Consider the following 13,251-nt stretch of genomic DNA (forward strand, 5'->3'; position numbering starts at 1 on the left):
CCGGTCAAGCGGCGCGATTCAAAGGACCGGCGCCGCGTGGGGCCATCGATGCGGAGGCCGGATTGATCGATCACTTCGAGCGCGCGGTCCGGAAAGTGATCGACCAGCGCAGCCGCTCGACCGGCGCGACGCTGTGCTGCCAGGCCCAGCGCGAGGGACCGCGCAACGCGTAGATCGATCGCGGCTCGACGGTGAGCTTGAGGACGTCGGCGCGCTTGGGCGCTTCGGGCGGGTAGGGACGCAAGCGCAGCGTCGCTGGCGCGCCGAGCGACACGCCGAACACGTCCTCGAAGTCCGGCACGTCGCGATGCCAGCCCAGCGGCGTGCCGGGCGCGTACTCGGCCACGAGCGCGTGGACGAGCGCCTCGGGCGCGATGCCGGCCCAGTGCGCGACGCGCTCGCGCAGCGGATGCAGCGCCTCGATGAGCGGCTGCGCGGGGCGCAGGCGATTGGTGTCGTAGTCGAAGCTGCCGCCATAGCTGACGACACGGCGGCGCGCGGTGTACGCCTTGTACTGCGCGGCTTCGAGCGGCAGCGTGCCGATGAGCGCGATCAGCGCGCGCTCCTCCTCGGATGACAGGAAGGCGGACTGGTAGCGCATGCCGCCGGGCAGGGCGTCGGCCGGCGGGTCGAAGTCGTCGAAGAGGGCGGGCTGATCGGCGTTGGGAGACACGCGGGCGAGTATTGCAGGTGGCGGGCGGCGCCTTATGCTCGCGCCTTCGCGCGGTGACGACATCTCTTCATCACAAGCGGCGCGGATAGTCGAAAGCGGGAGGGAAGCGATGAGCGACGGCAATGCCAGCGGCAGGATCGGTGCCGGCAAGGATTTGGACGGAAAGAAGCCGTTCCTGCGGCAATGGGGCGTGTTGATCGCCTTCGCCGCCGTGGGGATCGCCACGATCGGCGGCTTTCGCATGTGGACGGAGCATCAGGCCGATCAGCCCATCGTCGAGCCGTACAGGGCCTACGTCGCCGGATTGGCCGCGGCCTCGCCGCGCGCGGCGGATTTCCTCAAGCGCTACCAGGCGGTCTATGGGCGCGACACGGTGATGTCGAAGCACTACCTCCAGATGTGCGCGGTCATGACGCGCGTCGCCGCCGAGGAGGGCGCGCACCCCGAGAAGATCCACGCCGGTCAGGCGGGGACCTGCGCCGCGATGGCGCAGATGATGGTGGAACCGCTGGAGTTGCCGTGAGCAATTGCGCAGGACGAGTGAGGGGAATCGCGGCCCGCTCGCGGATCGGAGCGGTGGTGTGTCTCGCGTCGATCGCCGGGCCGCTGGTCGCATATGCGGCCGGGCCACACGCGTCGACCGATGAAGACCGGCGGGCCGCAGCCGCGCTCAACCAGGATGGCGATCGCGCCTACCGGGAAGGACGATTCGACAAGGCCTTGAAGGCCTACATGAACTCCTATCCCAATCACCCGAACGCGCACGCCTATCTGATGGCCGGGGACGCCTATTGGCGTGCCGTGCTCGCAGCCAATCAGCCCCCTGTCGCCGAGACGCCGAAGGACGCGTGCCCGCTCAGCAATACGCACTTCGCCAGCGACGCGCAACGCAGCCTGGAGCAGCACTACCGGCCAGGCTTGGCGTTGGCCGACAAGGACGACGCGAGGAACAAGGGCGTGGCGGCGCTCTACGAGCGGTCGCGAGCTGCCGCGGCCTGCTTGACCGGCATTCAGGCCAAGTACGCGGAGCTGCCCAAGACCAGTTGCGTGGATCTGCGTGAAGTCGCTTCGTGCATTGGCGACCCTTTGAATCCCTGAAGGCCTCTCAGCAATCCGTAGCGACGCGGTGACCCGTCGCGAATGGCGGCTCGCGGCCGCCGGGAACCTGGCCCGCGCGTGACCGCCGTCTCGCGATGACCGCCAGCAGCCCCACGCCCGCCATCATCAGCGCGTAGGTCGACGGTTCCGGTATCGGCATCGCCAGCCAGGTGCCGCCGCCCGGACCGGAGCCCCCCGCGGCGAAACCATCCTCATTGCCGGCGGTGAAGCCGTCCCGCCCCGTCGTGCTCGTGATCCCGGTCACGTCGTGGCGGCCGGTGGGAAGGATCCAGTAGTCCTGCAGCCAGATGTTCCAGTCCGTGGGCAGGCCGTGGGCGTCGACGCTGTTGATCTTCAGGTCGCCGCTCAACTCGTGCCACACCCAGCAGCAGACCGTATCGCCCGGGATCAGGGGCGTCTGGATCGAGAAGTGATGGCCCGGATCCTTCGCCGCCTGCACCGACATCCGGAACCACTTCACATCGCTCAGCGACGTGCCTGCCGTCAACGGCGCATCGTCGATCACCTCCACGACGATCCGTCCCGTGGTCGTGTAGTCGTAGTAGGGCGAATCCGGCGGCACCAGGTAATGCGAGAACGACATCGGGATGGTGTTGCCGAGGTAGACGTAGCGGAACTCCTCGGCAGCGGCCGGCGCGCTGACGCCCAGCCCGAAAAACGCGCAGGCGCACAGGCGCACCAGCGCCCGCGAAAGCAGCGATGTCATGGTGATCTCCCTGATCGATCCGGCAGCAGCAGCACTGCCGCCGAAACATTAGGCGAGGCACCACCTTGGGGCCATCACGCGCATTGGCGATTGCAGGGACACGCCGCCACGATTCGAGCGACAGCCAGCAAGCCCTGTCCGGCATGCGGCTTGCCGTCCATCGGCCGCGAAGCGAAGGCGTCTTGAGGCCTCAGCCCGACCTCCACGGCAGCCCGCGCAGCCGCTCGCGCTTTTCTTCCTCGTCGAAATGGGCGAGCGAGGGCTTGATCAGGTCGCTGCGCGTCACCATGCCCACCAGCGCCATCGACTCGGCATCCCGCACCACCGGCAGCCGCTCGAGCCGGTGCCGCGCCATGCGCGTCGCCACCGCGCGGCAGTTCTCCGTGGGCAGTGCGAACCGGACCGGCGAGCCGGAACAGGCCTCGCCGACCGTGAGCGCCGGTCTGGACTCGCCCGTGGCGAGCAGCGCGCGATCCGCAACGCCCACCACCGCGCCGTCGCGCAGCACCGGGAACCCGCGATGCGCCTGCCCAGGCCCGAAGCGCTCGGCCAGCACCTCCTGGATCGTCGAGCGTGCATCGATGGTCTGCACCTCCCGCGTCATCACTTCATCGACGCTGTGCCGCTCGAGCGGATCGACGCCGTACTCGCGATAGATGTGATAGCCCCGCCGGGCGATCTTCTCCGTGAGGATGGAACGGCGCATCGTCAGCACCGTGAAGCCGTAGGCCACCGCCGAGGTCGTCAGCAGCGGCAGCAGCGCATTGCTGTCGTGCGTGAGCCCGAACGCGAACAGCGTCGCCGTGAGCGGCGCCCGCATCGTGCCGCCCAGCGTCGCGGCCATGCAGACCATCGGCCACAGCATCGGATCGTTGCCGGGGAACACGTGCGACAGCACCACCCCCAGTCCGGCGCCCATCATCAGCAGCGGCGCGAGCACGCCGCCCGAGGTCCCGGAGGCCAGCGAGATCACCCAGATCACCGCCTTGACCGCCAGCAGCGCGACCGCCACGCCCAGCGCGAGCCGGTTGTTGAGCAGGTCGCCGATCACGTCGTAGCCCACGCCGAGCGCGCGCGGCTGCAGCCAGCCACCGATGCCGACGGCCAGGCCGCCGATCGCGGGCCACCACATCCAGTGGATCGGGAGCCGCCCGAACGCGTCCTCGACCTTGTAGAGCGACAGCGACAGCGACGCCGCCAGCGCGCCGCACAGCACGCCCGCGACCACGCACCACACCAGCGTCATCGGCCCAGGCACCAGCGTCTGGAGCGGGAACAGCGGCCCGGGCTCCATCAGCAGCGGGCGCAGGAAGCCCGCCGCCGCGCAGGCCACCGCCACCGGCAGCAGGCTGCGCGGGCGCAGCTCGAAGAGCAGCAGCTCGACCGCCAGCAGCACCGCCGCCACCGGCGTGCCGAACACCGCCGTCATCCCCGCGGTGGCGCCCGCCACCAGCAGCGCCTTGCGCTCGGCCGCCGTCAGGTGGAAGTGCTGCGCGATCAGCGAGCCGATGGCGCCGCCGGTCATGATGATCGGCCCCTCGGCGCCGAAAGGCCCGCCGCTGCCGATCACGATGCCCGAGGACAGCGGCTTGAGCACCGCGACCTTCGGCGACATGCGGCTCTTGCCGAACAGGATCGCCTCGATCGCCTCCGGGATGCCGTGGCCGCGGATCTTCTCCGAGCCGTAGCGCGCCACCAGCCCGACGATCAGGCCGCCGATCACCGGCACCACGATCACCCACGCGCCCAGCGTGTGCGTGGCCGGCGAACGCTCCGCCAGCGAGAAGCTCTGGAAGAAGAACAGGTTGGTGAAGAAGCGGATCAGGTCGAGCAGCACGCGCGCCGCCACGGTGCTCAGCGCGCCGATGCCGATGGCCATCGCGGTGATGCGCAGCAGCCGCGCGTCGAGCGAGAAATCGCCGCGATGCGGCGTGCGCGCGTGGCGCGCGGCCGGGGCCCCGGACTTGGCGTGTGCGTTCATGGCTGCTCCGGAAGGTCGATCTGCGGCACCTTGAACACGCCCTTGAGCGAGCGCAGTTCAGCGCGGTGCAGCGCCGCCAGGCGCTCCAGCAGCCGCTGGCCCTCGGGCAGCAGATGCACCTGGACCTGGCGCCGATCCACGTCGCTCGGGCGGCGCTCGACCAGCGACAGCGCTTCACAGCGCGTGACCAGCGTCACCGCGGCATGGGGCTGCACCTGCAGCCGCTCGGCGATGTCGCCCACGGTCGCCCATTCGCGGCCGGGCTGGCCCTTGATGTGCAGCAGCACCAGGTACTGCTGCGGCGTCAGGCCTTCCGACTGCGCGGCGCGCTCGGAGAAGCGCTCGAAACGGCGCATCTGGTAGCGGAAGTCCGACAGGGACTCGAAGTCCTTCTTGGAAGGCGTCCGGGAGGAAGGCGGCATGTCGTCGACGGCGCGAAAAAGTCGCGAGTATATGTCGCGTCGCGATATATATGCATCGCGTCGCGATATGTCCATGCCGGCGCCGCCGAGCCGCCGCCGCGCGGCCGCGCTGGCGCACGCCGTCTTCAGCCGCCCAGGTAGTTGTCCTTGACCCGGATGTAATGCTCGGCGGAGTACTTCAGGTAGGCGATCTCCTCGGCCGTCAGCTCGCGCACCGCGACCGCCGGCCGGCCGATGTAGAGGTTCCCGCCCTTGAGGACCTTGCCCGGCGAGACCAGGCTGCCGGCGCCGATCATCACGCGGTCCTCGACGACCACGTCGTCCATCACGATCGAGCCCATGCCGATCAGGCACTCGTTGCCGATGCGGCAGCCATGCAGGATGACCGAATGGCCCACCGTCACGTGGTCGCCGATGATCAGCGGCGAGCCCTCCGGCTTCTTCGCCGACTTGTGCGAGACATGCCCCATCGTGAAGTCCTGGATGTTGCTGCCGGTGCCGATGACAATCCGGTTCACGTCGCCGCGCAGCACGGTGTTGCACCAGACCGAGCTGTCGCGGCCGATCGTCACGTCGCCGATCACCTGGGCGGACTCGTGGATGAACACGCGCTGGGCAATGGCTGGCGAGGCGGAGAGATAAGAGGACAAGGGCATGGCGGATGGCGTCCGGAAACGGAAGAAGAAGGCGATTGTGGCGGCAGGCGGCGAGCACGCGCCCGCCAGGACGGTCAAGGAGGCAGCCAAGCCGGCCAAGCCGGCAAGGGCGCCGCGCGCGGCGCGCCATCACCATCACGTCTACGTCGTCGAGCTCGCCGATCGGGTCTGGAACGAGCCGCGCTTTCGCAAGGCCAATCCGGACCACCGGCTGGGCATGCCTTTCGTCTACGTCGGCATGACCGGGCTCGACCCCGACCTGCGCTTCGACAAGCACAAGGCCGGCATCCAGGCCAACCGCTTCGTCTTCGACTACGGCCTGCGCCTGCTGCCCCAGCTCTACGAGGTCTACAACCCGATGCCCTACGAGGCCGCCCGCGAGATGGAAGTCGAGCTCGCCATCGGCTTGCGCGAAGCCGGCTACGGTGTGTGGCAGGCCTGATGCTGTTCCGGTACAGCCTGCGGGGATGATGGCGCGGCCCATCGATCCGCTTCAGGAGTTCCCATGACCGCCACGCCCGAGACCCTGCCCACCTACGCCGACGTCGAGGCCGCCGCCCGCCGCATCGACGGTCACGCGCATCGCACGCCGGTGCTGACCTCGCGCACCGTCGACGAGCAGCTTGGCGCCCAGGTCTTCTTCAAGTGCGAGAACTTCCAGCGCATGGGCGCCTTCAAGTTCCGCGGCGCCTTCAATGCGCTGTCGCGCTTCACGCCGGAGCAGCGCCGGCGCGGCGTGGTGGCGTTCTCGTCGGGCAATCACGCGCAGGCGGTGGCGCTGTCGGCGCGGCTGCTCGGCATGCCGGCCACGATCGTGATGCCCAAGGATGCGCCCGCGGCCAAGATCGCCGCGACGCGCGGCTATGGCGGCGAGGTCGTGCTCTACGACCGCTACACCGAGGACCGCCAGCAGATCGGCCGCGACCTGGCCGAGCGGCATGGCTTCACGCTGATCCCGCCCTACGACCATCCCGACGTGCTCTGCGGCCAGGGCACCGCCGCGAAGGAGCTGATCGAGGAGGTCGGCCAGCTGGACGCCGTGTTCACGCCGCTGGGCGGCGGCGGCCTGCTGTCGGGCACGGCGCTGGCGGTGCGCGCGCTGTCGCCGGCCGCGAAGATCTACGGCGTCGAGCCGGAGGCCGGCAATGATGGCCAGCAGTCTTTCCGCAGCGGCAGGCTGGTCCACATCGACACGCCGCGCAGCATCGCCGATGGCGTCCAGACGCAGCAGCTCGGTGACCTGACCTTCGCGCTGATCCGCCGTCTGGTCGATGACGTCGTCACCGTCCCCGATGCCGCGCTGGTCGACGCGATGGGCTTCTTCGCGACGCGGATGAAGATGATGGTCGAGCCGACCGGCTGCCTGGGCTTCGCCGCCGCGCGGGCGATGAAGGATCAGCTCAAGGGCCAGCGCGTCGGCATCGTCATCAGCGGCGGCAACGTCGACATCGCGCGCTTGTGCGACCTGGTCGGCGGGGCCGGGGACGGGCTCAACCCGGCGGCCTGAGGAAGCGGCCGACGTCGCGCGCCACGACGGCGGCGCGCAGCCGCTCCACCCAGGCAAGCACGGCCGCGCGGCGCTCCGGATGTTCGCCGGCCTGGAGGCTGTTCATCACGGCCTCCTCGCGGGACGAGGCCTCGCACACACCGTCGGTGAGACAAGGCCCCCAGACGATCACGTCCCGCCCGTCGCAGACCAGCCCGAGCGAGCAGGGCAGCAGCATCGCGGCGCCCTCCAGCAGCAGGCGTTCGTCGCCGTCGATGCGCTTGCCGTCGAAGACGAGGGACTCGCCCTCCCGCGCCAGCAGGCCGGGGCCGAGCTCCGCCAGCATCAGCGGATCGGGGCGCGCCAGGATCGCCGTCAGACGCTCGCGCGCCTCGGCGCTGCCGGGACGGGCGGGCCGGTCCATCACCGCGATCAACGGATCGACCGCGCCCGGCGGCACGTTCATCGCCTCGCGCAACTCGTCGGGCTGCAACTGCGAGCAGCCCGCCGACAGCTGGTCGCGGATCGCCTGCGCGCGCTGCACGCCCGGCTGGTTCATGTCGACCACCGGCTGGAAGGTGGCGGGCATCAGTTGCTCGCGCATCGCGATCATCTCCAGCGCCGAGCACTGCCGCGCGAGCGCGCGGGCGTACAGCCAGCCGCCCTCGGACCGGTGGCGCAGCGCCGTCAGCAGGCTGCTGCGGAGCTCCGACAGCGGCGCGCGCAGCAGGGCGCCCAGATCGACCGGGCCGCCGCCGGCAAGCGCCAGCCGCGCGGCGGGCGGCGCCGGAGCGGCGCTCGCCCCGGTCTCCGGTCTCGGGAGCGCCTGGAACGCGGCTTGCGCCGCGCCGCCCTCGGCCAGCGTGACGGGCTCGCGGCCCGGACCGGCGAGCCAGCCCGCCGCGAAGCCGGTCAGCGCCCCCATCACGGCCGCCAGGACCGCGACGCGGGCGGGGCTCACCAGACCGCCTGCGGCCAGCCGTCCGAGCCCCAGGTCACGTTGTTGATGAACAGCACCGGCGCGCCGTTGTTCTGCGCGTCATAAGCGTGCCAGGCCATCACCGAGCCGTCGGCCAGCAGCGATTGCCCGCCCGGACCCTTGAAGCGCGAACCGCTGGACGCCAGCACCGTGCCGCCGCCCGACATCATCGCCACGCCCGACTTGTCGGTGTAGGGGCCAGTGATCGAGCTCGAGCGTCCGACCACGATGCGGTAGGTGCTGTTGGCGCCCTTGCAGCAGGCGCCCTTGGACGCGAACAGGTAGTACCAGGTCGTGCCGTTCGTCGCATGCGAGATCACGAAGCCGTTCTCGATGCCGTTCGCCGTGTCGCGGGCGATGTTGACCGGCGTGCCCGAGGGCTTCAGCGTGGTGCTGCTGACCGGGCGGATGAAGATCCCGTTCCAGAACGAGCCGTAGACCAGATAGGGGCTGCCGCCGGTGGTCCTGGCCAGCGCCGGGTCGATCGCGTTGAAGTTGTCACCGGGCGCGGAGGTGATCACGGCGCCCTGGTCGACCCACTTGCCGGCGGCGATGCCGCCCGCCGAGGTGGTCAGCCCGATCGCCGACTTCTGCGAGCCGAAGCTCGACACCGCGTAGTAGCAGTAGCCCATCGATCCCCATTCGCCGCAGCCGGGCGCCCAGACCTGGGCCGGCTTGCCGGCGGCGACGTACTGCTGCCACCAGGACAGGCCGCTGCCGAAGATCGGCACCCCCTGCGTCCACGCGTGGCCGTCGTTCGAGAACTTCACGCCGATGCCGTTGTTGTCGGTGGTCTCGAAGATCCACCAGGTCGTGCTGGTCTTGTAGATGTTGGGATCGTGCGTGCCGAGCGAGCCGCTCAGGGTCCAGGGCGCGGCGGCCGCGGCGGTGGCCAGCGCGGCGGCGCCCAGGGCGAGGAGGCCGCGGGTGATGCCGCGCGTGAGGCCACGCGGGAGGCGCGTGAGGCGCGGGAAGGCGAGGGTCATGTCTTGTCTCCGGTCTTGTGGTTGTCGTGACCGGGTCCGACCCGCCGCGGGTCGCGCCGCGGCGGTCTTCGGACCCGCGGCGGATGCTAGGAAGCGGGCGCTGGCCGCACCAATGAAATCGGCGGGGCCGCCGATGCCGGTTCCGGCATCGAGGGGAAACGCGCGGTCGCGTCGCGGGCGCGGGGGACGCCCGAGGGGCGGGGTGACCTTGGTCAATGCCGCTGCGCCGGCCGGGCGCCCAGAATGCGACGGCCATCCGATTCCCGATAGCCAAAGGATCTCCGCGTGCAAGCCCATCTCACCGCCTCCGTCGGCGCCGCCGGCGCGAACCGCAAGCCCGATGTCGAATCCGTGCAGCGCCTGCTGGTCGCGCACCGTCTCTACACGGGCCGCGTCGACGGCCTGTGCGGGCCGCTGACCGTCGACGGCATCCTGCGCTTCCAGCGCGCCTTCATGGGCAAGCCCGACGGCCGCATCGACCCCAATGGCCGCACGCTGCGCCGCCTGACCGAAGGCGCCGCCCCGGCAGCCCACGCCGCCCCCGCCACGCGTCCCGCGCCCGCCGCCGTGCGCCCGGCCGCCGCGGTGACCGCCGCGCCGCGTCCCGTGGCGGCGGTATCGGCCGCCGCGGCCGCGCCGGCTCCGGCTGCCTCGACCACGGTCTCGACCAACGCCGAGGCCCGCAAGCTGCTGAGCAAGCTGGTGCCGCGTCCCGAGGCCCACACGATGAACCCCGGCCTGGTGGCGGTGTCGCCGTCCTACATGGTCCAGTCGCTGGGCCAGCCGCGCGAGTCCTACTCGCAGGATTGCCAGCCGCTGACCAACCTGAAGCTGAAGAAGCACATCGTGTCGCGCTCGGTGGGCCCGTTCAAGGCCACCGGCCTGGACCTGGCCGTCGAGAGCCTGGCCCAGGTGATGGAGGACATCCGCAAGGAGCAGCCCGCCGTCTACGAGGCGCTGGGCACGGCCGGCATGCTGTGCTGCCGCAACATCCGCGGCTCGAGCACCGGCATCTCCAACCACTCCTGGGGCACCGCGATCGACCTGACGCTCAATGGCGTGCTGGACCGCCGCGGCGACAACCAGGTGCAGGTCGGCCTGACGCTGATCGCGCCGATCTTCAACCGCCATGGCTGGTACTGGGGCGCGGCCTTCCGCACCGAGGACGCGATGCACTTCGAGGCCAGCAAGCTGCTGATCTCGCAGTGGGCGCCGCGGCTGGTCTGATCGCCGGCTCATCCCTGGGCGCATCCTCCGGCGCGTCACCCGTTGTTGCAAACTTCGCCGCGCGTGCCGGACGGCGCGCCGGTGGACATGGATACTTCGCCGTCATGAAGCTCCGTTCCTTCGCTCTTCTCCGCGTGCTGGCGCTGGCCGGCCTGACCCTCACCGCCGCCTGCCAGCCGACGCTGGCGGCCTGCACCGTGACCACCCCGCCCGAAGGCTGGGCCGCCGGCTCGGCCCGCTGGGACGGCGCCTGCGCCGGCAGCCAGGCCGATGGCCTGGGCGTGCTCAAGGAGCAGCAGGGCGCGGCGGTGAAGCGCATGTTCCTGGGCCGCGCGGCCAAGGGCGAACTGGCGCTGGGCGTCGTCGACATCCCGGACGAGGGCTACATGGCCGGCCGCTTCGCGGCGGGCAAGCTGCAGCCGACCGATGACCGCCAACTGATCATCCAGGCCTTCGACGAGGCGGCCAAGGCCGCCACCGCGGCGGCGGACCGCTTCGAGAAGGCTGGCAACGCCGGCTCCGCGAAGTTCTATCGCGCCAAGGCCAAGGCCCTGCGCGAGCAGATGGACTGAACGCCGGCTGGACCGTACGCCAGATGGACTGAACGCCGGCTGCCCTGAACGCCGGACGGATTGAACCCCAGCCGCCGCTGCTGCCAATCCTGGCGGGGGCGGCTCGCTACAGTCGGCCGCATGACCGACCATCCCCGCGCCTGGATCCGCCTGCCCTCCGGGGCGGCGCTCGACCTGATCAATCCGTCGCCGCAGGCCTGGACCGACCAGGACCTCGCGCTGCGCCTGGCGCGCACCTACCGCTGGGGCGGCGAATCCACCTGGCCCTGGCCGCTGTCCGTGGCGCAGCACTCGCTGCTGGTGCTGGCGCTGCGCCGCCAATGGGCGCGGGAGGCCGGCACCTCGCTTTCCCTCGCGCTGCAGCGCGCTGAACTGCTGCATGACGCCGAGGAGGGCTTCCTCGGCTTCGATTGCATCTCGCCGCTCAAGCGCGTGCTGGGCGAGCCCTTCCGCATCGTCGGCGACCGGCTGATGCAGGCCATCGCTACGCGCTACCGGATGCCGGACTGGACGCCGGACACCCATGCGCTGCACAAGCGCGCCGACAGCACCGCCGCCGCGACCGAGGCCGTGCACTGCACCGGCTGGTCCGAGCGCGAGGTGCGCGAGGTGCTCGGCATCACGCATCCCGTGCTGGACACCGATCCCTTGCAGGCACAGTACGGCGGCACGCCGTGGGAGCCGTGGCCGTCGGACGTGGCGGCGGCGCGATTCCTCGTTGAGCTGAGGCGCCTGGCCGATTGAGCCTCGCTCTCGACGCGGCCCGCCGCGCGGTTCGCCGCTTCGCAAACTTCGCGGGTCGAGCCGCCGGCCTGCGAAGCGCTTCGCCACTTTTCCTTTTCACAGCAGGGCGCGGACGCGCCACGCGGGCCGTTCGCCGATAGATTCTTCTGGAGCCCCTGACCGAGGGGAGTACCAGGAGACACGATGACCCGCGACGATGTGCCGCGCATTCCGCTGTTGATCAACGGCGAGTTCGTTCAATCCCGCAGCGCCGAATGGCGCGACGTGATCAATCCCGCGACGCAGCAGCGCCTGGCGCGCGTGCCGATGGCCACGCCCGAGGAAGTGGAGGCCGCCATCGCCGCCGCGCGCGAGGCCTTCAAGACCTGGCGCAAGACGCCGATCGGCGCGCGGGCCCGCATCTTTCTCAAGTACCAGCAGCTGATCCGCGACCACCTCAAGTCGCTGGCCGCGACGCTGACGGCGGAGCAGGGCAAGACGCTGGCCGATGCCGAGGGCGACGTGTTCCGCGGCCTGGAGGTGGTGGAGCACGCGGCCAACATCGGCTCGCTGCAGATGGGCGAGCGCGCACACAACGTCGCCAGCGGCGTCGACACCTACACCCTGCTGCAGCCGCTGGGCGTGTGCGCCGGCATCACGCCGTTCAACTTCCCCGCGATGATCCCGCTGTGGATGTTCCCGATGGCGATCGCCTGCGGCAACACCTTCGTGCTCAAGCCCTCGGAGCAGGATCCGATGGTGACGATGCGGCTGGTCGAGCTGGCGCTGGAGGCCGGCATCCCCAAGGGCGTGCTCAACGTCGTGCATGGTGGCGAGGACGTGGTCAACGCGCTGTGCGATCACACCGACATCCGCGCGGTGTCCTTCGTCGGCTCGACGCGCGTGGGCACGCTGGTGCACGACCGCGCCACGAAGGCCGGCAAGCGCGTGCAATGCATGATGGGCGCGAAGAACCACGCCGTCGTGCTGCCCGATGCGCACAAGGAGCAGACGCTCAACGCGCTGGTGGGCGCCGCCTTCGGCGCGGCGGGGCAGCGCTGCATGGCGGTGTCGGTGGCGGTGCTGGTCGGCGCGGCGCGCGACTGGCTGCCCGAGCTGATCGAGAAGGCCAAGGGCCTGAGCGTCGGCGCCGGCGATTCGGCCACGACGGACGTGGGGCCGCTGATCTCGTGCGCGGCGCGCGACCGGGTCGAGCGGCTCATCGCGCGCGGCATCGAGGATGGCGCGACGCTGGCGCTCGATGGCCGGCTGCCGCCGCTGAGCGGTCAATTGAAGGAGGGCAACTTCGTCGGCCCGACGGTGTTCAGCGGCGTGAAGCCCGGCATGAGCATCTATGAGCAGGAGGTCTTCGGCCCGGTGCTGTGCGTCGCGGAGGCGGCCACGCTCGACGAGGCGATCGCGATGATCAACGCCAACCCGAACGGCAACGGCACGGCGCTGTTCACGCAGTCCGGCGCGGCGGCGCGGCGCTTCGAGGACGAGATCGACGTCGGCCAGGTCGGCATCAACGTGCCGATTCCGGTGCCGGTGCCGCTGTTCTCGTTCACGGGATCGCGCGCCTCCAAGCTGGGCGACCTGGGGCCCTACGGCAAGCAGGTGGTGCTCTTCTACACGCAGACGAAGACGGTGACGGCGCGCTGGTTCGACGATGCGTCCACCGGCGGCGTCAACACGACGATCAGCCTGAAGTGAGGCGGAGC

Annotated in this window: 15 protein-coding genes; 8 read left to right on the forward strand and 7 right to left on the reverse strand. The window is 70.5% G+C overall.

What is annotated here, in order from left to right:
• Positions 1–70 precede the first annotated feature (70 nt).
• On the reverse strand, positions 71–673 hold the full coding sequence (locus ABDW61_RS17115) for an alpha-ketoglutarate-dependent dioxygenase AlkB (protein ID WP_343640341.1): 603 nt from the start codon (positions 671–673) through the stop codon (positions 71–73).
• 109 nt (positions 674–782) lie between these two features.
• Between ABDW61_RS17115 and ABDW61_RS17120 the strand changes: the two genes are divergently transcribed.
• Positions 783–1,196, forward strand: a complete 414-nt coding sequence (locus tag ABDW61_RS17120) for a hypothetical protein (protein ID WP_343640343.1) — start codon at positions 783–785, stop codon at positions 1,194–1,196.
• Complete coding sequence (locus tag ABDW61_RS17125; RefSeq protein WP_343640345.1) at positions 1,193–1,771, forward strand: hypothetical protein; 579 nt, start codon at positions 1,193–1,195, stop codon at positions 1,769–1,771. Before ABDW61_RS17120 ends, ABDW61_RS17125 begins: the two co-directional genes overlap by 4 nt.
• A 7-nt stretch (positions 1,772–1,778) precedes the next feature.
• On the opposite strand, the gene ABDW61_RS17130 is transcribed toward ABDW61_RS17125, so the two are convergent.
• From ABDW61_RS17130 to ABDW61_RS17145, 4 genes are all read right to left on the reverse strand, one after another.
• Positions 1,779–2,498 carry a PEP-CTERM sorting domain-containing protein gene (locus ABDW61_RS17130; RefSeq protein ID WP_343640346.1) on the reverse strand — a complete coding sequence of 240 codons (720 nt, stop codon included), beginning with the start codon at positions 2,496–2,498 and terminating at the stop codon, positions 1,779–1,781.
• A gap of 190 nt (positions 2,499–2,688) precedes the next feature.
• Positions 2,689–4,479 carry a chloride channel protein gene (locus ABDW61_RS17135; RefSeq protein WP_343640347.1) on the reverse strand — a complete coding sequence of 597 codons (1,791 nt, stop codon included), beginning with the start codon at positions 4,477–4,479 and terminating at the stop codon, positions 2,689–2,691.
• Positions 4,476–4,901, reverse strand: a complete 426-nt coding sequence (locus ABDW61_RS17140; protein ID WP_343640348.1) for a MarR family transcriptional regulator — start codon at positions 4,899–4,901, stop codon at positions 4,476–4,478. Before ABDW61_RS17140 ends, ABDW61_RS17135 begins: the two co-directional genes overlap by 4 nt.
• A 125-nt stretch (positions 4,902–5,026) precedes the next feature.
• The gene (locus ABDW61_RS17145) at positions 5,027–5,557 is read right to left on the reverse strand and encodes a gamma carbonic anhydrase family protein (protein WP_343640349.1); all 531 of its coding nucleotides are present in this window, start codon (positions 5,555–5,557) and stop codon (positions 5,027–5,029) included.
• A gap of 37 nt (positions 5,558–5,594) precedes the next feature.
• On the opposite strand from ABDW61_RS17145, the gene ABDW61_RS17150 reads away from it, so the two are divergent.
• Positions 5,595–5,999, forward strand: coding sequence for a hypothetical protein (locus ABDW61_RS17150; protein WP_343640399.1), 405 nt, complete (start codon positions 5,595–5,597; stop codon positions 5,997–5,999).
• A 63-nt stretch (positions 6,000–6,062) separates the two neighbouring features.
• Positions 6,063–7,064 carry a threo-3-hydroxy-L-aspartate ammonia-lyase gene (locus ABDW61_RS17155; protein WP_343640351.1) on the forward strand — a complete coding sequence of 334 codons (1,002 nt, stop codon included), beginning with the start codon at positions 6,063–6,065 and terminating at the stop codon, positions 7,062–7,064.
• On the opposite strand, the gene ABDW61_RS17160 is transcribed toward ABDW61_RS17155, so the two are convergent.
• Both ABDW61_RS17160 and ABDW61_RS17165 read right to left on the reverse strand, forming a co-directional pair.
• Positions 7,048–8,004 carry a hypothetical protein gene (locus tag ABDW61_RS17160; protein ID WP_343640353.1) on the reverse strand — a complete coding sequence of 319 codons (957 nt, stop codon included), beginning with the start codon at positions 8,002–8,004 and terminating at the stop codon, positions 7,048–7,050. The two genes, ABDW61_RS17155 and ABDW61_RS17160, sit on opposite strands and share 17 nt — an antisense overlap.
• On the reverse strand, positions 8,001–9,008 hold the full coding sequence (locus ABDW61_RS17165) for a family 43 glycosylhydrolase (protein ID WP_343640354.1): 1,008 nt from the start codon (positions 9,006–9,008) through the stop codon (positions 8,001–8,003). Before ABDW61_RS17165 ends, ABDW61_RS17160 begins: the two co-directional genes overlap by 4 nt.
• Positions 9,009–9,293: 285 nt before the next feature.
• Between ABDW61_RS17165 and ABDW61_RS17170 the strand changes: the two genes are divergently transcribed.
• The 4 genes from ABDW61_RS17170 (at position 9,294) to ABDW61_RS17185 (ending at position 13,243) form a co-directional block, all read left to right on the forward strand.
• On the forward strand, positions 9,294–10,235 hold the full coding sequence (locus ABDW61_RS17170) for a M15 family metallopeptidase (RefSeq protein WP_343640355.1): 942 nt from the start codon (positions 9,294–9,296) through the stop codon (positions 10,233–10,235).
• A gap of 104 nt (positions 10,236–10,339) precedes the next feature.
• On the forward strand, positions 10,340–10,807 hold the full coding sequence (locus ABDW61_RS17175) for a hypothetical protein (RefSeq protein ID WP_343640356.1): 468 nt from the start codon (positions 10,340–10,342) through the stop codon (positions 10,805–10,807).
• A 120-nt stretch (positions 10,808–10,927) separates the two neighbouring features.
• On the forward strand, positions 10,928–11,551 hold the full coding sequence (locus ABDW61_RS17180; RefSeq protein WP_343640357.1) for a phosphohydrolase: 624 nt from the start codon (positions 10,928–10,930) through the stop codon (positions 11,549–11,551).
• A gap of 183 nt (positions 11,552–11,734) precedes the next feature.
• On the forward strand, positions 11,735–13,243 hold the full coding sequence (locus ABDW61_RS17185) for a CoA-acylating methylmalonate-semialdehyde dehydrogenase (RefSeq protein WP_343640359.1): 1,509 nt from the start codon (positions 11,735–11,737) through the stop codon (positions 13,241–13,243).
• Positions 13,244–13,251: the final 8 nt, after the last annotated feature.

This window comes from Roseateles sp., assembly GCF_039595595.1.
Lineage (GTDB): Bacteria > Pseudomonadota > Gammaproteobacteria > Burkholderiales > Burkholderiaceae_C > Roseateles.

Bases quoted from the DNA above. Each gene is read 5' to 3' on its own strand.
- ABDW61_RS17140 (WP_343640348.1), bottom strand. From the start codon at position 4,901: ATGCCGCCTTCCTCCCGGACGCCTTCCAAGAAGGACTTCGAGTCCCTG.
- ABDW61_RS17180 (WP_343640357.1), top strand. From the start codon at position 10,928: ATGACCGACCATCCCCGCGCCTGGATCCGCCTGCCCTCCGGGGCGGCG.
- ABDW61_RS17120 (WP_343640343.1), top strand. From the start codon at position 783: ATGAGCGACGGCAATGCCAGCGGCAGGATCGGTGCCGGCAAGGATTTG.
- ABDW61_RS17130 (WP_343640346.1), bottom strand. From the start codon at position 2,498: ATGACATCGCTGCTTTCGCGGGCGCTGGTGCGCCTGTGCGCCTGCGCG.
- ABDW61_RS17135 (WP_343640347.1), bottom strand. From the start codon at position 4,479: ATGAACGCACACGCCAAGTCCGGGGCCCCGGCCGCGCGCCACGCGCGC.
- ABDW61_RS17185 (WP_343640359.1), top strand. From the start codon at position 11,735: ATGACCCGCGACGATGTGCCGCGCATTCCGCTGTTGATCAACGGCGAG.
- ABDW61_RS17175 (WP_343640356.1), top strand. From the start codon at position 10,340: ATGAAGCTCCGTTCCTTCGCTCTTCTCCGCGTGCTGGCGCTGGCCGGC.
- ABDW61_RS17145 (WP_343640349.1), bottom strand. From the start codon at position 5,557: ATGCCCTTGTCCTCTTATCTCTCCGCCTCGCCAGCCATTGCCCAGCGC.
- ABDW61_RS17165 (WP_343640354.1), bottom strand. From the start codon at position 9,008: ATGACCCTCGCCTTCCCGCGCCTCACGCGCCTCCCGCGTGGCCTCACG.
- ABDW61_RS17155 (WP_343640351.1), top strand. From the start codon at position 6,063: ATGACCGCCACGCCCGAGACCCTGCCCACCTACGCCGACGTCGAGGCC.